Below are 19,757 nucleotides of genomic sequence, written 5' to 3' on the forward strand. Positions count from 1 at the left end.
CGCTCACCACAGCAGCTGCGTGGCGTACACGTCGCAGTCGACGCCCTGCCGGGTCCGCTCGGCCAGTTCCGCCCAGATCGCGGCGCGCGGATCGGCCTCATGGCCGGGCAGCGGCACGCCGAGCCGCTGCCCGACGCGTTCCAGCGCGAGCAGGACCCAGTCGGGGCCGCCGAGGAAACCCGCGCCCGTGTCCGCGGCCGCCCGGGCCACCCCCAGCGCGGCCGCGGCCAGCAGCACCAGGGCGAGCCGGTCGGCCAGCGCCCGCGCCGCGGGGTCCGCCGGGTCGGCAAGAGCGGCGGCCCGGCAGGCACGGCGCACCGCACGCTGCTCGGCGGCCAGCCGGCGGGTTACCCGGGCGAGCGCGGTCATGGCCGGATCGCCGCCACCGGCCGCAGCCAGGTACGCGGCCGCATCGGGCAGGGCGGCCGCGAGGGCATCGGCGCACCGCGCACCCGCGTCCGTCCCTGCGACGTCCGGTGCCGGCTCTGCCAGCCGGAACAGCCCCGGGAGCACGGCCTGTTCGCCCTGCCCCTGCCCCTGTCCCTGCCTCGCGAAGTCGTCCTGCTCGGGCAGCGCACGGACCAGCTGCCCCTGCCGGAAGGCGGCGGCCGTCCAGTCGACGCCCGCGGCCGCGCGGTGCGCCTCCAGCGCGGCCAGCACCCTGCGCTCGGTGCTGTCCGGGCCGAACCCGCTCTCGTTCAGGACCAGTTCGAGATCCGCCAACAGCCCACCCACCAGCTGCGGTACGAGGTACCCGACCACGGCGACCGGCAGGGACCCCACGTCGTCGGCCGGGCGCGCACACCGCAGCGCCACGGTGGTCAGGCACTCGCAGGCCAGCAGGTCCGCGAAGACCGCAGCCAGAGTGGGCTGCCACTGCCGCACGCTCGGCTCGCGCGGGGCGAGGCCGTCCACGATGCGGGCGGTGGTGTGCAGGGCGCCGCCCGTCGCCGCGATCAGCGCCGCGGGCCCGAGCAGCGCGGCGATCCCCCCGACCGGATCCGGGTGCGCCCGAACGGCGAGCAGCGGGCGGATCGCCCAGGCGTGGCCGAGGCCCAGATCCCGGCGCAGCAGCGGGCGCAGCGTGCGGACGAGCTGCTCGGCGTCGGTGCCGTGTGCGTCGTCGGGCCCGGGGAGGATCTCGGCGAGTATGTCGGCGGGGGCCGTGTCCGCTGCGCTTGCGGCGGCCGCGAGCGCGGCACGGCCGTAGGGGTTTGCGGGGTCCTCGGGGTCGCCGAGCAGCGCTTCCAGGCGCATCGCGCGCAGCGCCACGTCCACCGGCGGCGGCACGGCGGCGGCGTAGGTGCGCGCGCTCGCGGGCGTCTTTGCCGCGCCGAGCGCGTCGGCCGGTGCGGCGGCGCCGTCTGTCCCCGCGTCCTTTCGCGGTGCGGGGGCGCCCGATGGCGTGTGGGTCATCGTCGGCCTCCCCTCGTCCTCGATCGTCGTCATCGCAGTCGGCGTACGGGGCTTTCCGCATGCCACTTGGCCAGGCCGAGCGCCTCCTGGTCTGCGCGGCCCGGCCACTCGCGCAGTTACAGCCGGGCGTCCGCCGGGCAGGCTTGCTCCCCCAGGACCTCTCCGACGGCCTCCTGGCGGATCAGCACGTGGTGGGCGGAGATCACGGCCGGCCCCGACTCGTCCGGCACGAGGGACCACTCGCCGGTGTGCGCGGCGATCAGGTCGGGGGTCACCGTCTCCTTGTGGACGATGCGTCCCGCGGCCGGGAAGCACAGCCGTACGGCCTTGCCAGTGGCCGTCAGCCCGGGGGGCGTGGCGCAGGTGTCGAGCGCGGCGATCCGGACGCCGGGCCGCTCCTCGGTCACCTGAGCCGAGTCGACGCGCGGCAGCAGGTCGGCCCGGTCCTCCACGCGGTGGAGGAAGTCGTAGACGAGCTCGGGGGGGCCGTCGACCCGCGTGCTGTCCTCGAAGGACAGGAGCAACTCGTCCAGCCTGTCCCACTGTTCGGCCATCTGCCGTATCCTCTCGAGCCGCAGGCGCGCGTCCGCCTCGAGGGCGCCCGGGGCCGCCGTCCGGCTCGGGGAAAGCTCCTCGTACCGCAGGGTCGGTGAGGACCGCTTGTCGCCCTCGGACTCGACGCTCCAGGTCCCGGCTGCCACCGCACCCGGCCAGGAGGTCTCGTCCCCCGCGAACTCCTCGAAGTCGATGGACCGGGTGTGCGGTTGCAGCACACGCCTGACCCGCGTGGAGCGGACGCGGTCGTCCGCGGCGTCCCACACCCACGGGCGTTCCACGGCCCCGTCGAATTCCATGCGTTCGACGTGGACGCAGGAGGGCAGGAACACCGGCCGGCGGGAGGCGTCGGCGAGCATGCCGTAGACGACCGAGGCGGGCGCGGCCACGGAGACGGTGTGCCGGGTGGAGCGCACTGTCTGCGACGACATGAGCGGCCCCCTCCTCCCAGTGTGCGCAGGTGCGCCAGGCTGCCCCGCACGCCTTGCCCGACGCTCGAATCCGGGCGGAGGGGCCGCCATGGGCATCCGGTCCCACGCGGCCGGACCGGGCTTTTGCCGATCAGCCGGTCCGGGTCAGCCCCGTGCCGGTGGACGTCCCGGTGAGTCCGGAGCCGGTGGCGGGCGTGGGGACGCCGATCGGGCCGGAGACGAGGATGGCGCGCTGCAGCTTGGCGAGCGCGGCCGGCGGCTCCAGGCCGAGGGTCTGCACCAGTGTCGTACGCAGCCGCTGATAGACGTTGAGCGCCTCGCCGCGGCGCCCGGAGCGGTACAGGGCCACCATGTACTGGCCGCACAGGCTCTCGTGGGTGGGGTACCTGCTGACGATCACGGTCAGCTCGGCGAGCAGCTCACGGTGCCGGCCGAGCCGCAGATCGGCCTCGATCCGCTGGTCGAGGGCGCACAGCCGGCTCTCCTCGAGCCGCTTGACCTGACGCTCCAGATGGAGGCCGGCCTGGACGTCGACAAGAGCCGGGCCGGTCCACAGCGCGAGCGCCTCGCGCAGCCGGGCCGCCGCCTCCCGGTAGTCCTCGGCGTCCATCGCCCGGTACCCGGTTCCGGCAAGCCGATCGAACTCCCGGACGTCGCTGGTGCCTTCACAGCTCTTGAGCAGGTAGCCGCCGGGAACCGTCATCAGCACGTCCTTGGCGCTGCGCTGCGGCTCACCGCCCTGCCCCAGGGCTGCGCCGATCAGCTCGCGCAACTGGAGGATGTAGGTCTGCAGCGTCGGGCGCGCGCTGCGCGGGGGCTCGCCGCCCCACAGCTCCTCGGTCAGCGTGGCGACCGACACCACCTGGTCGGCGTGCAGAGCGAGCAGGGCAAGCACCTGGCGCAGTTTGGGGGCAGTCGGCGTGACCGAGACACCCTGCTCCCGCACGGAAAGTGTGCCGAGTACGTCGATGTCCACACTGTCTCCCCGTCAGCTACTGCCGCATGTGAAGAGGTCTTCTGGCATTCATAGTAAAAAACAGCATGGATGGTTTGTCAATCGATCGGGGGGCGATGCAGCGGAACCGGACTCGGGGTCGAAACTCACCTAAAACAGCAGGTCGGACCCATCAATGCCCCAACTCAGCCCGTTTGTTAACAAACCGAACTCGCTGTTTTACTTGCCCTCATCCCGTCCCCCGGTCGCCGCCGGCGCCGACACTCGGTGCGGGGACGCCGCCAGGCGGGGTACCAGGAAGGACCAGAAGGGCGCGACACGCTCGGCCGAGAGCCAGGTGCGGTCCGCCACGCCGAGCGCACCGAAGCCCACCATGGAGGCGACGATCACCGTCGTGGCGGCGTCCGCCGAAACGGTTCGTTCGAGCTCGCCCGCGCCCTGCGCGTCGACGATGAGATCACGCACCCGCCCATGCCACCAGTGCAGCAACTCGGAGTCGTTCTTGCGAGAGGGATCCCCGCCGAGCCGGAAACCGGCGCGGACCACGGGGTCGTCGGCGAGGGCGTGCAGCAGACCGGAGCTGGTGTCCACGAGTGACTGCAGCGATGTGCCGGCCGCCGCCCGGCAGTGCTCGGCCAACCGCGCGACCCGCTCGAAGGCCGCGCCCTCCACCTCGGCAGCAAGGACGTCCTTGCTCGCGAAGTGGAAATGCAGGGCACCCGTGCTCACTCCCGCGCGCTTGCTGATCGCGGGCAGCGAGGCAAGGGCGTATCCGTCGTCGGCGAACACCTCCGCCGCCGCGCGGATCAGAGCCTCGCGCGTACGCGCCGCCCGGACCTGCTTGACCATCACACCCCTCCAAACAGACCGCAGAAGCGGTATTTTTCTAGCACTTTGAGCTCTCAGGCTTCGACTGACAAGCGAGGTTCAAGCGGGGATTCGCTACGGCTTCGGCGTCCCTCTCGCGCGTGCCACAGGAGAGGGACATACCTCCCTCTACGGCGTTTGAAACCGAATGGATGGTTTGCCTCGCAGGATGTCGAGGGAAGTCACCCATCGGGGGCGGCGCGTCGCACTTCCGCATCGCGCTCCGCCGCCTCCGTCTCACATGCCCTTCGGCTCGTTGTTTCTAATGATAGAAACGCTACGTTGCATTCGCGTGTATGACAACAGAGATATTGCAAATAATTGCTGGTGAACGGCGAAAAATCTTTGCAATGTTTTCAAATCTAATGCAACAATCCTCACCTTGAGCGTTGCAATAGATGAGAGTGAACGTCACACGCAGACACCGTGGAGATCACGGAGGAGACCGCGAAGCCGGAGGCAGAGCGACCCAACAGGAACGCCGGCGGATCGCACGGGAACCGGCCGGCGCCGGGTTGACTGATCGTCGGGCGGTCCACGCCGGACGACCGATTGAACACGTCGTCGACAGGGCGCGTCAGCGCGCTCCGCACCCTCAGAAATGAACCACCTAGGCGGTTTTTACTTGTGCACACCCTGAGGCACTGCGCGGAGACCGGATACGTAGGTAGGTTTGTCGCGCATCGAGGCCCTGAGAACGGTGGTGCACCGACCTCGTGTCCCGCTCACGGATCAGTCGTGACGTGGCTGAGACAGCAGAACTCCGCCGCCCCCGATGGGGACGGCGGAGTGCGGTGGACGTACCCCCGGCGTCAGGCCTGCGCGGAGCCGAGCACCACGGGAAGCGAACGGTAGCCGTTCAGCATGAAGGTGGGCAGCGGACGCAACTCGTCCGGGCCGCAGGCCAGTTGCAGGTCGGGGTGACGCTCGAAGAGTGCGGCCAGGGCGATGCTCGCCTCTGCCTCGGCCAGCGGGGCTCCCATGCACCGGTGGGTGCCGTAGCCGAACCCGAGGTGATCACGCCGGTCGCGCAGCAGGTCGAAGCGGTGGGCGTCGGCGCCGTGACGTTCCGCCTCGAGACCGGCGGCGTGGAATGCGACGATGATGGGGTCGCCCTTGCGGAGCTGCACCCCGTCCAGATCGATGTCCTCGACGGCGAACCGCATCGGGGCGAAGGCCGGCGGTGTGTGCACGCGCATGGTCTCGGCGACCACGTCGTCCCAGTCCGCACGGCCGGCGCGTATGTGCTCAAGCTGCTCAGGATGGGTCAGCAGAGCGCCGACCGCGTTGGTTATCAGGACGGACGTGGTGTCCTGACCCGCGGCGATGATCATGAAGAGCGTGCCGAGGAGTTCGTCCTCCGTCAGCCGGTCCTCTTTGTCTCTGGCCTCGATCAGCGAGGTGGCCAGATCATCGCCCGGCTCCTCCCGCTTCTGCTTGACGAGATCAGCGAGCAGCTCGTAGGCACGCATACGCGCCAGGTTCATCTCCTCGCCGGAGACGTTGCTGCAGAAGACCGTATGCAGGCAGGCGCTCAACTCGTCCCTGGCGGCGCCCTGCGGCACGCCGTACAGGTCGCAGATGACGTGCAACGGCAGCAGTTCCGCGTACGAGGTCCGCAGGTCGACCACGGCGGTCTCGGCCTGTTCAGCCGCCAGATCGTCGAGAAGTTGCCCTGCGATGCGCGCCACCTTCGGCCGCTGGGCCTGCGACTGCCGATTGGTAAAAGCCCCCGCGATCAGCCGGCGCAGCCTGGCGTGGTCCTCCCCGTAGGCGAAGAGCATGTTCTCGTTGGCCACCCAGGGATACAGCGGCCACTCCTGCGTGACCTCCCCGGTGTTGAAAGCAGGCCAGTGCTTACGGGCGTCCCTGGAGACACGGGGGTCCGTCAGCAGCCGTTCGACGTACTGCTGCCGCACGACCGCCCAGGCGGCCACCCCTCCCGGAAGCAGCACAGGGACGGCGGGGCCCCGTGTCCGCAGCATCGCCGCCTCGGCGGCGACGTCCTGCCCCATCACATCAAGGGTGTACGGGCAGGTACCCGACGGTGCGTTCTGTTCCGGTGGTGCCCAGTTTTGCGAGGTGCTCATGCGCACATCCCCCTACCGCACTGGGGCGCTGATCGCTGCGCCCGGAAAGGTGTCCTGCTCAACCGGTCGCGATCGCCTCTGTCTGCTCGCGCGACCTCATGATCTCTTCATAGACGCGGGTCGCGCGGTCCGGCGCCATGTCCAGCTGTACGAGGACCGCCGGCACCGCGATGCTCGACATCAGATGCCGCTCGATATCGGCCACCCGCTCCACCAGATCGGCATGTCCTGTCATGATCTTCGACAGGAGCTGGGTGCCGGTGAAGGCGGCGACGAACATCCTGGCCGTGTCGTCGACATCCACATGCGAGAGCAGCTCGCCATTCTCCTTGGCCCTGGTCAGGGTGGCGGTGTTGAACTCGATCCATCCGGCCATCGGCACCTTCCGGTCCAGGCCGTCATGGGGATGCCCCACCTCGACGGTCAGCCTGACGCTGCCCTGCACCATCGGATCGCCCCTGCTCAGCATGTAGGCGAGAAGGTAGGTGTAGTCCAGGCCCTGCTGAAGCACCAGGTCACGATCAGGCGGCATGGGCACGGAGCTCAGCTGGTCCGCGAGGATCGCCTGCGCGAGTTCCTCCTTGGAGGCGAAGTGGAAGTACAGCGCGCCTTTGGTCACCTGAGCCCGGTTGAGGATCTCGGAGATCGTCGCCGCCTCGTACCCACCCTCGGCGAACACCGCGGCAGCGGCGGCCAAAATGGTCCGACGTGTCCGGATCGCGCGTTCCTGCAATGCCACGGCCTGCACCTCCACTGCTTTCCGTACCGTGCAGCCTAAAAAGACCGGCACGTTCGTATCTTCGCATTCGGCTGGAGGGCGGATCAAGTCGTACCCTCGCTATCCTCGCGCCGTGAGTCCGACAGCACACGCAGTCTTGGGTGTCAAGGGCACGGTAATTAATCCGTGTGGACGGTTTTTTATGCCTGGATCGCACCGCAGTGCACACCCCTTTCCGAGACACGGATGCCCACTCGTGCGCCAAAAGATCCACTTAGTGAGAGAGCGCAGGTAGCTCACGCTTTGCGAAACTTTGACTTGATAAGAAAACCGGTAGGTCCGTATCTTCTTGGCTCCGTCCACATCTCTGGCGTATCTGCGACTACGGGGGGAGAGGGCATGAGCCTTCTAACGACCGAGATCCATGTACGTTCCACGGCGCCGAATCATCCGAAAGTCCTCTCCGACCGGTACCGCCACCGAACCGAGCGCCCGGCCACCACACCGGCTCAGGAGCTGACCCGCCTGCTCTTCGGTGACAGCGCCGAGCGGGACCGGCTGCACACACCCTGGCGCCGACTCATCTCCAACGAAACGTTTCGTCATCGTCCGGGCCTCTCCCCCGACGAGCGAACGGCCCGGTTCTACGCATGGCTGCGCCTCGTCAACGACACAGTCGGCAAGGCCGAGCACCTGGCCGGCGACCCTGCTCTGCTGGCCAGCCTGCACGAGTGGGCCGCCACGGTGGACGACGGCGGCGGCCTGTGCACAGTGGCGAGCATTCATTACAACCTCTTCCTCGGCAGCCTTCTCGACCACGAGGACGACGGGCAGCGGGATCTGTCCGACTTCACCTCGATGCGACGTATCGGAACATTTCTCTGTACCGAGCTGGCGCACGGCAACGACAGCTTCGCCCTTGAAACCACGGCCCAACTGGACGAGGAGACCGGGGGGTTCGTGCTGCACACCCCCCGCCCCGGAGCCCAGAAGTTCATGCCGAACACCAGCACCACCGGCGGCCCCAAGACCGCGGTGGTCGCCGCCCGTCTCGTCATCCGCGACCAGGACCAGGGCGTGTTTCTCTTCCTCACCCCGCTCAGCGACGAGAACGGGCTGCTGCCAGGCGTCCAGGTCCGCCCGCTGCCCATACGCACCGGTGCGCCGGTCGACCACTGTCTGACCGCGTTCGACCATGTGACGCTGCCCCGGGAAGCCCTGCTTGAGGCGGAGCACGGCCGACTCGGCGACGACGGTGTGCTGACGAGCGCGTTCGGCAACCGGCGCAAGCGGTTCCTGCGTTCGATCGCGCGGGTCACCATCGGCAAGCTGTGCATGAGTGGTGCGGCAACCGGCGCTTCCCGGGCAGCCCTGGCCATTGCCGTCCGCTACGGACAGCACCGGCAGATCAGTGGCCAAAGGGCGGGCGAATGCGTCCCCGTCAACGCCCACGAGACCCACCACAGCAGGCTGCTGAAGGCACTCTCCACGGCGTACGGCATGACGTTCCTGCACCGCTCGGTGACTGCCCGCTGGGAACGGCGCACCAGCGCCGACCTCGCGGACCTGGAGCGTGAGATCGCCGTCGCCAAGGGATGGATCACCTGGCAGGCCCGCGGCATCGCGGCCGAGTGCCGTGAACGGTGCGGAGCACAGGGGCTGTTCGCCGTCAACGGCCTGTCCGGCTTCCCCGACTACATCGAGGGCACGGTGACGGCCGAGGGCGACAACCTCGCCATCTGGGCCAAGGCGGCCGCCGAGTTGGTGCTGAGCGGCACAGCCCGGCAAGACGATCCGAGCAGTTCCGCCACGGGCGCCGACGAGCTGACCGATGTCCGTTTCCTGCGCGGGCTGCTGGCCGGCTCCGAGGCCGTCTGGCAGACCCGGGCCCGCCTGGCACTGCGCCAGGGGCCCGCCCGGGATCCGCTTGCCCGCTGGAACTCCGCGTCCTCGGCCGCCTTGAGCATGGTCTCGGCGTACGCGGTGCGGTGCGCCGCCGACGCCTTCATCGAAGCCGTGACCCGGGCCGCCGACCCCACGGCACGCGACCTGCTGGAGCGACTGTGCCTGCTGTTCCTGCTGCATCAGATCGGCCCGTACACCGGTGACCTGCTGGCCAACGGCTTCATGAGCGTCGAACAGGTCCTGGCTCTGCCCTCCATGCTCGACAAGGCGACGAGCGAGCTCGCCCCGCACATGATGACGCTGGTCGACGCCTTCGACCTGCCCGACGAGTATCTGTCCGGGGTGCCCATCGCCAACGGTGACTGCATCCCGCTCATCGGCCACGCCGGGGCACCGATCACTGCGTGACGGCCGAGGCCCGCCTCGGCCGCGGGCCGAACGTGTCGGTGAGGAACCGGTCCCGGCGGGGCGTGCCCATCGCCTCGGGGCCCCGGTGATGGAGCGGGAGTGGAAGTCCCGGTCCGGTCCTCGTCAGTTCTTGGTGGGAGCTGCGCCGGCGGTCACCAGAGCCGGTTCGGCAGCCTGACCGCGTGCACTGCCCCGCAGGCTGTCGAGCCGGCTGATCGGAGAGGGCACCTCTCGCGCTGCAGCATCGCCGACGAGCAGCGCCAGACGACGGGCGGCCTGGAGAAGCGAGGCCCCGCGGGCCGCCTGCCCGCGCTCGCGCAGCACGTGCGCCTCCTCGAACAGGTCCCGGACAGTGTGTGCCATCAGTTCCTGGTCCGTGTCACGCAGGCAGCCGTGCGAGCCGTCCGCCACCAGTGCGAGCAGGTGGGCGGCGACCGCGACCGGTGAAGCCTGTGCCGCGCGCAGGGCGTGTGCGGCACGCAACCGCAGCCGCGCCCGGGTCGGTGCGTCGCTGTCGGCGAGGGCAGCGGCTCGCACCGCCGGCTCCCGGCGGCCCAGGCCGTCGAGGAGGCCGCACGCGCGCAGCGCGGCCAGGCCGGTCAGTGCCTCGGGTGCACCCCCGTCCACCAGGGCGTCGAGGAGGGTTTTGCCGATCGGATGGTCGCCGAGGACGGCGAGAGCGCGGGCGGTTGCGACCGCTTCCGGGCCACTGCGGCGCAGGCAGTCGGTGACGGCGCGCGCGAACAAGCCGTCACAGGACGGCTGTTGGAAAGCGGCGTTCTCCGCGAGCAGCGCATGCAGGAGCATGGGGTTGCCTCCGCTGAGGCGGTGCAGGCGGGCTGCCATCCGGGGCAGATCCGGCCCGTGCGTTCCGGTCTCGGCCACGAGTGTCCGTTCGACGTCGTGAGAGGAGAGCAGGCCCAGCCGCACACAGTGCACATGCGGGCCGCGCAGCACCGTCTTCGTGCACAGGTCCTCCCACCGCGTGCCGTGTGCCGGAGCCGTGAGGACCACGACGATCGGGGCGAAGGGCATGTGACGCACAAGATCGCGCAGGTGCCGAAGGGACTCCGGATCGGCCTGCTGGACGTCATCGACGCACAGCACCACCGGCCCTGTGGCCGCGAGTGTCCGCAGGTGGTCCCGGAACGCGGCAGCTGCGCTCTCCGGGTGGCAGCCGGTGTCGTCCGCGAGGGCACGACTGCGAACGAAGTCCGCCCGTGCGCCGGTCAGTTCACGGATGACCCCCCACTTCTCGCGAGGACGGCCCGCGGCGGCTTTGAGCACTTGAGCTCCGGCGGCACGCGCCTGTTCCGCCACGAGGTCGAGCAGCGCAGTCTTGCCGCAGCCCGGGCCGCCCTTCACCAGCAGCACTCGGGGCCCACGCGTCCGGCAGGAAGTGAGCACCATGTCCTGGACATCTGCCTGTGTCGTTCCCTGTGCCGGTGACATCTCGTCCTCCCTCGTCGATCGGTCTCCTGGTACGCGCCAGGATGGTGGTCGGCACTCGTCGAAGACTGGAGCGCAGGTCGACCACGAAGGTGGGCCATTGTGAGCCGGATGTTTTCCCTCCGGTTCCAAAGAGACTCGAGAGGCGCACGAGGTGGGCTCTCCAAGCTCTAGCTCAGCCACCGCAATCACGGTGGAACCGCTGCCTTGGAGGCTGACATGGGAATTCGTGACACCAAGACCGCCCTTGACAACGCGGAGAACCCGGAGGAGATGGCTCAGTCGGCCGTCCTCGAGGAGGAGACGGACCTCTTCGACTCCCCGAAGACGATCATGAACCAGATCTCAGCCGCCTGACACGTCAGACGGACACGAGCGCCGGGCGGGACACGATGCCTTCATCCCGCCCGGCACCGGCCATCGAAGAAGCCGAGCCCAGGGGGTCGGGTTGCACACGTCGCTCGTAGATGTGCTGCGCGGCGAGGGAGTCTTCGCCGACGCGTGGAACAAGGAATTCAAGATCTTCCGCGGTGCGGTGGATCCCGAGGACTACCTGTCCTCATCGTTCATCGAGGACAAGCTGGAGGCCAGCCTGCTGCGTTGGCCCTACTTCTCGGTACTGCGCCACGGGGCCGTACCGCCGGAGAGCGCGTACACCATCACCCGTGACGTCATCGGCCACAAGAGACCGGGGTTCGCCGACGCCGCCGCGATCCGCAGGCTGATGGCGGCAGGCGGCACCCTCAAGCTCAACCAGCTCTCCGACTGGCACCGGCCCACCCGGGAACTGGTCGAACAGTTCGAGGCCGCCGCCCCCGTGGCCGTGGCGTCGTATGTGTTCTGGACCCCTCCGGAGAGCCGCGGCATGCTTCCGCACCGGGACGCCTCCCACGTCGTGGCCGTGCAGTTGGAGGGGCGCAAGGAGTGGCAGCTGTACGCCGACGACGGCCAGGTGCGCAGCAGCGCAGGACTGGACGTGGACGCCGACCGCCCCAGCCACACCTTCGTGCTGGAGCCCGGTGACGTGCTGTACCTGCCGCACGGCTGGCCGCACGACGCGATCGCCCGCGACGGCGACTCGCTGCACCTGACCTTCACCCTCGCCGAGCCCACGCCCGATGACCTCCTCGAGGCACTCGGCAAGTACGTGCTCGACAACGACTGGGAGCTCGCCCACCGCTTCCACGCCACCACGCTCGAGGAGCGGACCGACAACGTGCGCGAGGCCCTGCTGGCCGTCGCCGACGCCATCGACGACGACACCTGGGCGCAGGCCGCCCTGCGGCCTCAGCGGGAGGTGACCGGATGAGCATCACGCTGCAGGACCTGGTCGGCGACACGGAGACCTTCTTCCGTGACCACTGGGGCCAACAGCCGGCCGTTTTCCGTTCCTCGGCCGACCTGACCGGTCTGATCACCGAGAAGGAGATGTGGGAGGAGGCGGACTGCGGGCTCCTGATTCGCCCGTACTTCACCTCGTTCGACGAGGGCGTGCGCTCAGCCATCTCGGACATGACCCGCTCGCGCACCATCGCGGGCCAGCAGGTGCAGGGGTACATCGACTCCGAACAGATCAAGGCGCACTTCGCTGCGGGCAGCACCTTCAAGTTCAGTCAGCCCGAGCACTGGCACCCGCGTCTGCGCACCCTGGTCTCCTCGCTGGAGCCGCACTTCCGTGCCGAGCTGGAGTCGTTCGTCTTCCTCAGTCCGCCCGGCAAGACCGCGATCGCAGCCCACATGGACGGCTCGCACGTGCTGATCCTCCAGGTCGCCGGGGTCAAGGACTGGGTGGTCGGGCGCCTGGACGAGTCCAGCATCAGCGACTCCGACCGCTACAACGGCGGCGTCATCCCCTTCGACCGCCGCATGGAGGTCACCCTGCGGCCGGGCGACGTCCTCTACATGCCGCACGGCACCCCGCACTCGGCGACCGCGCGCCTGGAGAACTCCATCCACGTCGCGGTCACCATCGAGGAACCGACCACGAGGGACCTCGCCAACGTCTTTCTCGCGGACCTTCTCGATCAGCCGGAATACGCCGAACTGACAGAGAACCACCACCAGCTGACGCTGCACGAGCAGATCACCCGGCTCCGGGCCCTGGTGACCCGGACCCTGCGCGCCTCGGACGCGGACCAGGTGCTCAAACAGGCCGTTCGCATCAAGTCCGAGCACCTCGGATGACCGTGGCGCTGCGCCCGGTGAGGGCCGGTGATCTCGACCAGTTCGACGTCGAGTTCGCCGGCCCTCATGGTCCCGGCCCCTACCAGTGGTTCGGCCACACACCCTCCGTGCGCCTGCGCCGACTGCACCAGGAACGGGAGCTGCTCGCCGGCGACGAGAACATGCTCTCCGTGACCAGCGACGCCACTCTGGTCGGGCGCGTCGAGTGGTTCCGCAAAGCGTGGGGGCGGGTGGATACCTCCGCCTGCTGGGAGATCGCCATCGGCCTGTTCGCCGCCCATCGCGGCCACGGCATCGGCACCGAGGCCCAACGCCTCCTCGTGGACTACCTGTTCGCGCACACTCGCGCCGAACGGATCCAGGTCACCACCGACCCGGACAACATCGCCGAGCAGCGGGCGGCCGAGAAAGCCGGCTTCTCGTTCGAGGGCCGGGTCCGCAGAGCCCAGTGGCGCGCAGGCACCTGGCACGACCAGCTCCTGTACTCGGCACTGCGCACCCTGTGAGACACCGCCTGACCACCTGTCCGAGCACCCCCAGGAGCGTACAGATGCGATCTTCCCTGCGTGAACTGAACGGTCCCGCACGGCAACTCGCCCTACTGCACGGCGTCGACGGCATCGGCGTGGGCATGTATGTGGCGGGTTCCGCCGTCTATCTGACCCAGGTCACCGGCCTGACCGCCGCGCAGATCGGACTGGCTCTGTCGGCCGCCGGTCTGACCGGTCTGCTCGCGTCGGTTCTCTTCGGCATCCTGGCCGACCGGGTCGGCGCCCGTCCGCTTCTTTCCTGGCTGCTCATCCTGCTCGGCGCCGGGTACCTCATGCTGCCCCTGGTCCATGCCGCCTGGCAGTTCGCCCTCCTGTCCGTGGTGATCGGAGCCCTGCAGTTCGGGACCGGCCCTTCCTTCACCTCGTTGATCGCCGAGCTGGTGCCGGACGACGGACGGGCCCGAGCACGCGCCGTCATCCGCTCCGTCGGCAACGCCAGCATGGGGCTCGGCACACTGGCGGCCGCTGTCGTCCTGGGCATCGGCTCGCACGCCGCCCTGCAGCTGTTTCCGCTGATCAACGCCGCCACCTTCGTCGTGGCGGGCCTGCTGGTGCGCCGACTGCCCGCCAACGCGGCCCGCCCGGCCCCACCGGCCGGCGGCCGATTCACCGCCCTGCGTGATCTGCCGTTCCTGCGCGTCGTCGCGGTCAACTCCGTGCTGTCCCTGCACGACTCCGTCCTCGCAGTGGCCATTCCGCTGTGGATCCTCGTCGGCACCGGGCTGCCCACGCTGCTCACCCCGCTGCTCATCGGAACCAACACCGTGCTCTGCGTGCTGCTTCAGGTACGCGCCGCCCAGGGCACCGAGGACGTGGCCGGCGCGACCCGCGCCGCCCGCCGTGCCGGCGCCGCTGCGGCCCTGGCCTGCCTGCTGCTCACCCCGAGCGGGAACCTCGCCCCGTGGGCCGCCGGAATTCTGGTGTGCGGCGGCTTCCTGGCGATGACCGCGGCGGAACTCTGGCACGCAGGCGCGTCCTTCGGCCTCGGTATCGCACTCGCCCCACCTGAGCGGCGGGGCGAGTACCTGGGCGCCTTCCAGCTGCACCACGGCATCCAGTCGATCGTCGGGCCGCTGGTGCTCACCTCGTTCATCGGCGGCGGCTCCGGACTGGGCTGGGCTGCGGCCGCGGGCCTGTTCGTCCTCGCGGCCGTCCTGGTGGGCCCTGCCGTACGCAGCGCCGGCGCACGGCACCTCCTGCCCGCCGCACAGCCCGCCGCGGCCGTCGACTAGCGAACGGATGTGACGATGCTTCACCCGGCCGCCACCCCGGAGACACCCGGGCCCTACAGTCGCAACGACCTGCTGGACGGACTGCGCACCAGCGGCGTGCGCGCCGGCGACACCCTCATGGTGCACGCGGCGATCAGCTCAGTCGGCTGGACGACGGGCGGCGGAGTGGCGCTCGTACAGGCACTGCGTGATGCGGTGGGTACGACGGGCACGCTCGTGGTACCCGCGTTCACCACCTATCTCACCGATCCCGCCACCTGGGTGCAGCGCCCGGTTCCGCGGGACTGGTGGCCCACGGTGCGAGAGGCGATGATCGCCTTCGACCCGGATCTGCATCCTGCCCAGCCGCCACTGGGCAGACTGCCGGAGCTCGTACGGTCCCTGCCCGGGGCCCGGCGTTCCGCGCACCCGCTGTACTCCTTCGCCGCCGCCGGGCCCCGTGCGGACGCCGTCCTCGCCCGGCACGCCCTGCCCTTCGGTATGGGCTCCCACAGCCCGCTGGCCGCACTGTGCCGGGGCGACGCGAAAGTATTGATGATCGGAGTGGGCTGGGACAGGTGCACCGTGTTGCACCTGTCCGAGCATCTGACGGCGTATCCGGGCCGCCGCAGCCATCGCATGGACATCCCCCGCTCCACCCCCTCGGGTCCCACCCGCTGGGAGCCGAGCCGCCAACTCGTGATGTACGAGGGCGACTACGGGGCCATCGGAACCGAGGCGACACGGTGCGGCCTGGCCGTCCGAGGACACATCGGCGCCGCGCGCACGCTGCTGGCCCCGGCGGCGGATCTTGTGGACCTCGGTTGCACGTGGCTCGCGCGCAATCGCGACCTGAGCGGATGGCGTGTGGCTGCGAACATGACGGGAGTCAGCGAAGCCCCCGCCGGTGCTCTGTGAGCGGTGGGGGCTTCGAGGCAGACAGTCTGTGGCGCCTCAGGCCACAGCCCAGGGCGCCGGGGTGAATCCCGCAGGTGCGGCCGCCGGCGCCCTGCCGTGGTCCCACACCGGGTTCGTCGCGGCGGAGACGATGCCCCACAAATGTCCTGCCGTGAGGGTCCTCACCGGGACGGTGAGTTGACCGGTGAGACTGATCCCGAACGCTGACTCGAGTGCGCCGACCATGGCCATGAGCGCGATGGAGTCAAGTCCGTACGCCTGCATGGGCATGTCGGCGGCAGGCACGACATCGGTGCCCAGGCCGGGAAGACATTGGCGGAGAATCATCTCGAACCTCGCGTTCCACGGAGTGGCAACCATGGGGCGGACTTCCTTCCGGCTGGCGGGACGGTCCACGCGAGATTCCGCGTGCTGCTCCGACGGTGCCGTGTGCCACTCAAACGAGCCTAGAAGGAGACTCGGCCGCGCCTTCGGCAACTACGCCGAGTTCGGCCGGCCCTGCTGGATCGAGGCCGCTCCCCTCCTCGTGCAGCATGCCGGCACCACGAGCGTCCTGGTCACCGGCCGCCAGCACAGCCGTCGGATTTGCGGCTCGCAGGTCGGCGGGACCGTGACGCGGCGACAGGACCGGCTGCTTCGGCGGCGTCACAGCGGCAGCGTGATACCCATCTCCCGCATCGCCCGCGACGGCGGCCCGCCCTCCGAGCGCTCCGTCTTGTAGCCCTTGCTGCCCGGGGCCAGGGTCCGCGGGTCGATCGCCTCCGCCGGAGCCGAACTCGCGTACAGGCCCCCCGGATCGGAGTCCCGGTCGTGCGGCAGCAGCCAGAACACTCTGCGGCGGAAGGTCCCCGAGGAGCGGGACGCCTTGGCCTGCGAGCCGAGCAGCGCATAGCCGACCATGCGTCCGTCACGGTGGTAGGCGGGTCTGCCGCGCCGTGTGGGCAGCCGGTCCAGGCTCTGGCGTACGTAATCCAGAGCGTCGATGCCCTCGAGCCAGACCACCTCGGCTTCGTGGGAGATCTCGTCCTCTTCGATGAGGGCGCTCATGCTGTCTCCTCGTCGGCGAGCATTCCGATGCCCGGGTAGTACTTGCGCTGGTTGGAGAAGATCATCTCTTTCGGCGACTCCAATCCCACCACCTCGCGGATGCGGGCGGCGAAGGCCCTGGATGAGCCCGCGGGAGCGCCCTCATTGTGGCACCACGCCCGGTATGCCGCATACAGTTGCGCTTGTTCCGCCCGCAGGGCCGGGTGGAGCGCGCAGGATTCGCCGATGAACCGTCCGGTGTGATCCTCGGTCTCCGCGTACGCCGTCGTCGCGATGCGCACCCGCTCGGGTCCGGTGAGGTCCTTCTCGCCGCGCAGGTAGCGACGGGCGCCGTCGATCAGCCAGTTGAGGATGCCGGATCCCTCCTCGGTAACAAGGATGTCAGCGAGGTTGTCGACTTTGTGTTCGTCGGAGACAACCTGCTCGAACGGGATGAGCCGTATCCGCCGCCAGAACGCGAAGCCGCCGCTGCCGACTTCGGGCCGGTGGTTGCCGAGCAGCCAGAGCTTGTGGGTGGGTCCGAAGGAGAAGAAGTCCTGCCGCATCCGCCGCGCCTTGATCCGGTCGCCGCCCGTGAGGAGCTTCACCCGGGCCTCGTCGAACTTGTCGCCCGGCTTGACCTCGCTGCACACGATGACCCGGCGGCCGTGGAGTTCGGCGAGGTCGGTGGGGTGGCCCTCATAGGGCCGGGCCATCAGGAAGCCTGGCGGCGCGGCATCGGCGTAGTCGCCGAGCAGCTTCATGAGTACGTCGAGGAGTACCGACTTGCCGTTCTTGCCGGAGCCGAACAGGAACGGCATGACCTGTCCGCCGACGTCGCCGGTGACCGAGTAGCCGAGCATCAGGTGCAGGAAGTCGATCATCTCGGCGCCCTCGGGTCCGTGGCCGAAGGTGTCGGCGAGGAACCGCATCCAGCGCGGGGTGGGCATGGGCCTTGGCGACAGCGAGGTGGCGCGGGAGTGGAAGTCCTTGTCCGGCTCCGCCCTGCGCAGGGCACCGGTACGCAGATCGACGATGCCTGCGGGGGTGCACAGGGCGTAGGGGTCGGCGTCCAGGAGTGCGGCGCTGAGGACCATCCCGGGGGCCGATTTGGCCTGGGTGAGCATGGCGTTCATGCCGCTGGTCGACAGGGCGCGGCGGCGGTGCTGCAGCAGGGCGGCCGCGGAGTGGATGCCGCGCGGGTCGTCGATGGCGATGACCTCGGCGAGGTCCCCGGCGGCCCACAGCACGGTGTCGTCCTCGTCGATCCGCCAGCGGGTGCCGTCCCAGCGGTACCAGCCCAGACCCGGTACATGCCGGTAGTCGCCCGCGTACAGCTTGACGAACAGCTTGGCGTTGCCGCGGTCGGAGAGCGTGTCCGGCAGCAGGCCCTGGGGGGCGGCGACTTCGGCGGGCGCGTCATTACGCTGCTGCGGCACCTGCACGGTGGACTGCGGGGGCTGGACGCTGGCGAGGATCTGGACGGCCACGGTCTCGGCGTCGAAGTTGAACACGGCATTGTCATCGTGGGTGTTCAAGGCCGGCCCCCGAGGGCTAGGGGATGCCGTTCGCCGGCGCTCAGACCACTGCGGATGATGGCTTCGCAGCGCCGTTCCTGTCCGGGGCGGACGTCGGCAGCGAGCTCGGTGAGGGTCCGCTCGGCCTCGGCCCGGGAGAGGTGTCCCGCTGCGACAAGTCCGCCCGCGGTGTAAGCGGCCCGGTTGAGCTTCTCGGAGAACGCGGCGCCCTCCGGCACGGCGGCGCAGGCTGCCACTTCGGACAGGACCTTGTCCAGAGCCTTCGAGGCGGCGCTTCGCCCGCCGCCGGCGGCGGCGACGGCCTGCCGGGCCCTGGGTGGCGGCGGGACAGAGTGGCGCAGGGACGGCTGGCGGGCCGCGGCGAGGTGTCCGGTGCGCTCCAGTTCGGCGGAAAGCCAGTCGGGGAGCAGGACGGGCTCACGGGCGGCGCCGACGGGCGTGTAGGTGCCGTCGGCGGTGCGGGTGCCGGGCGCGACGATGTAGCCGCCATGTGCCCGGATGTCGACCTGCCAGGCCAGGGCACGGCCGCTGCTGGAGCCCGTGGAGGACTGCCAGTGGTGTCCGGGGTGGGCCCGGTACCAGACGTGCAGGCCGCCGGAAGGGGTGCGGACGCGCAGAGTGGCCGTATCCATGGCGGGGCTCTTGGCACCGCGCAGGGCAGCCAGCACACCGAGGGTGTGGAAGCCGTTGGCGAGTCCGGTGAGGTCGATGCCCTCGGCGATGGTGATGCCCAGCAGGAGACGCGCGCGGTCGGGCAGCAATTGTGCGTGTGCGTCGATATCGATGACGACCAGTCCGGGGGGCCCGCAGGCGACGCCCACACCCAGGCCGTCGCCGGCGCCTGTCCCCCACCAGCGCTCGATCCGACCCGGATCGAGGGTGGCGGCACGGAAGCCGTGGCACCAGCGGCCATCCCGTAAACAGGGACAGCCCTCATGGGTGTGTCCCGGGGCGCGGCAGGCCTCGCAGTTGCCTGGGGGGGTCTTGCGCCCGGCGGCCAGGGGATGGACCGGCCAGCCTTTGCCCGCGCACCACTTGGCCGTCGCCAACGAGCGACCTCTGAACGACTGTTCGCTGCGTGAAACCCGCAGCTCAGCAGTCATGTATCCCCCGTTAGCGACTGAAGCGACTCAGTGACAGAAACAGGTTAGCGAAGCTGGTCCGAAAATTGGTGCGATTGGGGAGGGCGGGACGATCATCGGGCCGGGCGTCCGAACCCTGGTGCCAGCGACTGGCCTCTTCTTCGGTCGCTGTCCATCCCGACGAGGAAAAGTGCAGCTCAGGGAGTGTACGCAACTGAGATCAGCGACTGAAGCGACTCAAGTCGCCTATATATGAAGCGCACGCGCATACACGCACACGCGAATGTCTCCACATACCCCGACCTTCAGTCGCTTCAGTCGCTGCCTGCCTCAGAACACTCCTCTGACCAGCTGGTTTCCCTGAGACTGACGGAGCGACCAAGGGATGCTTCGGTCGCTCGGCTTCAGTCGCTGCCCGGGGCGACCGCCCTCAAGTGGGCCTTGAGCGGTCAT

Annotated in this window: 18 protein-coding genes; 7 read left to right on the top strand and 11 right to left on the bottom strand. The window is 69.5% G+C overall.

The genetic code is table 11. The features are described 5' to 3' along the window. Window positions 1–3: 3 nt before the first annotated feature. The 6 genes from OG878_RS41435 to OG878_RS41460 all read right to left on the bottom strand — a co-directional run bounded on the left by OG878_RS41435 (window position 4) and on the right by OG878_RS41460 (window position 7,053). Complete coding sequence (locus tag OG878_RS41435; protein WP_328891870.1) at window positions 4–1,449, bottom strand: hypothetical protein; 1,446 nt, start codon at window positions 1,447–1,449, stop codon at window positions 4–6. 83 nt (window positions 1,450–1,532) lie between these two features. Further along, window positions 1,533–2,402 (bottom strand): SRPBCC family protein, encoded by an 870-nt coding sequence (locus OG878_RS41440; RefSeq protein ID WP_328891871.1) that lies wholly within the window; start codon window positions 2,400–2,402, stop codon window positions 1,533–1,535. Window positions 2,403–2,532: 130 nt separating this feature from the next. Further along, window positions 2,533–3,378: an AfsR/SARP family transcriptional regulator gene (locus tag OG878_RS41445; protein WP_328891872.1), complete on the bottom strand. Its 846-nt coding sequence runs from the start codon at window positions 3,376–3,378 to the stop codon at window positions 2,533–2,535. Between the two features lie 198 nt (window positions 3,379–3,576). Beyond that, window positions 3,577–4,206, bottom strand: a complete 630-nt coding sequence (locus OG878_RS41450) for a ScbR family autoregulator-binding transcription factor (RefSeq protein ID WP_328891873.1) — start codon at window positions 4,204–4,206, stop codon at window positions 3,577–3,579. Between the two features lie 830 nt (window positions 4,207–5,036). After that, window positions 5,037–6,314, bottom strand: coding sequence for a cytochrome P450 family protein (locus tag OG878_RS41455; RefSeq protein ID WP_328891874.1), 1,278 nt, complete (start codon window positions 6,312–6,314; stop codon window positions 5,037–5,039). 58 nt (window positions 6,315–6,372) lie between these two features. Beyond that, the gene (locus OG878_RS41460) at window positions 6,373–7,053 is read right to left on the bottom strand and encodes a ScbR family autoregulator-binding transcription factor (protein WP_443049318.1); all 681 of its coding nucleotides are present in this window, start codon (window positions 7,051–7,053) and stop codon (window positions 6,373–6,375) included. 378 nt (window positions 7,054–7,431) lie between these two features. Between OG878_RS41460 and OG878_RS41465 the strand changes: the two genes are divergently transcribed. Continuing rightward, a complete protein-coding gene (locus OG878_RS41465; RefSeq protein WP_328891876.1) occupies window positions 7,432–9,345 on the top strand; it encodes an acyl-CoA dehydrogenase family protein in 1,914 nt (637 codons plus the stop codon). Window positions 9,346–9,468: 123 nt separating this feature from the next. Here OG878_RS41465 and OG878_RS41470 read toward each other — a convergent pair whose 3' ends face one another. Continuing rightward, window positions 9,469–10,797, bottom strand: coding sequence for an ATP-binding protein (locus OG878_RS41470; RefSeq protein ID WP_328891877.1), 1,329 nt, complete (start codon window positions 10,795–10,797; stop codon window positions 9,469–9,471). 216 nt (window positions 10,798–11,013) lie between these two features. Here OG878_RS41470 and OG878_RS41475 point away from each other — a divergent pair, with 216 nt between their 5' ends. The 6 genes from OG878_RS41475 to OG878_RS41500 all read left to right on the top strand — a co-directional run bounded on the left by OG878_RS41475 (window position 11,014) and on the right by OG878_RS41500 (window position 15,658). Further along, on the top strand, window positions 11,014–11,151 hold the full coding sequence (locus tag OG878_RS41475) for a hypothetical protein (RefSeq protein WP_328891878.1): 138 nt from the start codon (window positions 11,014–11,016) through the stop codon (window positions 11,149–11,151). A gap of 91 nt (window positions 11,152–11,242) precedes the next feature. Continuing rightward, the gene (locus OG878_RS41480; RefSeq protein ID WP_328891879.1) at window positions 11,243–12,103 is read left to right on the top strand and encodes a JmjC domain-containing protein; all 861 of its coding nucleotides are present in this window, start codon (window positions 11,243–11,245) and stop codon (window positions 12,101–12,103) included. Then, entirely contained in the window at window positions 12,100–12,978 is an 879-nt protein-coding gene (locus OG878_RS41485; protein ID WP_328891880.1) for a JmjC domain-containing protein, read from the top strand. Before OG878_RS41480 ends, OG878_RS41485 begins: the two co-directional genes overlap by 4 nt. Continuing rightward, the gene (locus tag OG878_RS41490; RefSeq protein ID WP_328891881.1) at window positions 12,975–13,484 is read left to right on the top strand and encodes a GNAT family N-acetyltransferase; all 510 of its coding nucleotides are present in this window, start codon (window positions 12,975–12,977) and stop codon (window positions 13,482–13,484) included. Before OG878_RS41485 ends, OG878_RS41490 begins: the two co-directional genes overlap by 4 nt. Before the next feature lie 44 nt (window positions 13,485–13,528). Then, a complete protein-coding gene (locus tag OG878_RS41495; protein ID WP_328891882.1) occupies window positions 13,529–14,761 on the top strand; it encodes an MFS transporter in 1,233 nt (410 codons plus the stop codon). A gap of 15 nt (window positions 14,762–14,776) precedes the next feature. Further along, entirely contained in the window at window positions 14,777–15,658 is an 882-nt protein-coding gene (locus OG878_RS41500) for an aminoglycoside N(3)-acetyltransferase (protein ID WP_328891986.1), read from the top strand. A 36-nt stretch (window positions 15,659–15,694) separates the two neighbouring features. On the opposite strand, the gene OG878_RS41505 is transcribed toward OG878_RS41500, so the two are convergent. The 4 genes from OG878_RS41505 to OG878_RS41520 all read right to left on the bottom strand — a co-directional run bounded on the left by OG878_RS41505 (window position 15,695) and on the right by OG878_RS41520 (window position 19,325). Next, a complete protein-coding gene (locus tag OG878_RS41505; protein WP_328891883.1) occupies window positions 15,695–16,018 on the bottom strand; it encodes an acyl carrier protein in 324 nt (107 codons plus the stop codon). Window positions 16,019–16,303: 285 nt separating this feature from the next. Next, window positions 16,304–16,705, bottom strand: a complete 402-nt coding sequence (locus OG878_RS41510) for a DUF6009 family protein (protein WP_328891884.1) — start codon at window positions 16,703–16,705, stop codon at window positions 16,304–16,306. Continuing rightward, window positions 16,702–18,222, bottom strand: coding sequence for a DNA primase family protein (locus tag OG878_RS41515; protein ID WP_328891885.1), 1,521 nt, complete (start codon window positions 18,220–18,222; stop codon window positions 16,702–16,704). Before OG878_RS41515 ends, OG878_RS41510 begins: the two co-directional genes overlap by 4 nt. Further along, window positions 18,219–19,325, bottom strand: coding sequence for a bifunctional DNA primase/polymerase (locus OG878_RS41520; RefSeq protein ID WP_328891886.1), 1,107 nt, complete (start codon window positions 19,323–19,325; stop codon window positions 18,219–18,221). The genes OG878_RS41515 and OG878_RS41520 overlap by 4 nt, the downstream gene beginning before the upstream one ends. Window positions 19,326–19,757 lie beyond the last annotated feature (432 nt).

Origin of the sequence: Streptomyces sp. NBC_00316 (assembly GCF_036158715.1) — a bacterium.
Classification (GTDB): Bacteria; Actinomycetota; Actinomycetes; order Streptomycetales; family Streptomycetaceae; genus Streptomyces.

Bases quoted from the DNA above. Each gene is read 5' to 3' on its own strand.
- OG878_RS41435 (WP_328891870.1), bottom strand. From the start codon at position 1,449: ATGACGACGATCGAGGACGAGGGGAGGCCGACGATGACCCACACGCCA.
- OG878_RS41440 (WP_328891871.1), bottom strand. From the start codon at position 2,402: ATGTCGTCGCAGACAGTGCGCTCCACCCGGCACACCGTCTCCGTGGCC.
- OG878_RS41450 (WP_328891873.1), bottom strand. From the start codon at position 4,206: ATGGTCAAGCAGGTCCGGGCGGCGCGTACGCGCGAGGCTCTGATCCGC.
- OG878_RS41455 (WP_328891874.1), bottom strand. From the start codon at position 6,314: ATGAGCACCTCGCAAAACTGGGCACCACCGGAACAGAACGCACCGTCG.
- OG878_RS41465 (WP_328891876.1), top strand. From the start codon at position 7,432: ATGAGCCTTCTAACGACCGAGATCCATGTACGTTCCACGGCGCCGAAT.
- OG878_RS41470 (WP_328891877.1), bottom strand. From the start codon at position 10,797: ATGTCACCGGCACAGGGAACGACACAGGCAGATGTCCAGGACATGGTG.
- OG878_RS41475 (WP_328891878.1), top strand. From the start codon at position 11,014: ATGGGAATTCGTGACACCAAGACCGCCCTTGACAACGCGGAGAACCCG.
- OG878_RS41485 (WP_328891880.1), top strand. From the start codon at position 12,100: ATGAGCATCACGCTGCAGGACCTGGTCGGCGACACGGAGACCTTCTTC.
- OG878_RS41490 (WP_328891881.1), top strand. From the start codon at position 12,975: ATGACCGTGGCGCTGCGCCCGGTGAGGGCCGGTGATCTCGACCAGTTC.
- OG878_RS41495 (WP_328891882.1), top strand. From the start codon at position 13,529: ATGCGATCTTCCCTGCGTGAACTGAACGGTCCCGCACGGCAACTCGCC.
- OG878_RS41500 (WP_328891986.1), top strand. From the start codon at position 14,777: ATGCTTCACCCGGCCGCCACCCCGGAGACACCCGGGCCCTACAGTCGC.
- OG878_RS41505 (WP_328891883.1), bottom strand. From the start codon at position 16,018: ATGGTTGCCACTCCGTGGAACGCGAGGTTCGAGATGATTCTCCGCCAA.
- OG878_RS41510 (WP_328891884.1), bottom strand. From the start codon at position 16,705: ATGAGCGCCCTCATCGAAGAGGACGAGATCTCCCACGAAGCCGAGGTG.
- OG878_RS41520 (WP_328891886.1), bottom strand. From the start codon at position 19,325: ATGACTGCTGAGCTGCGGGTTTCACGCAGCGAACAGTCGTTCAGAGGT.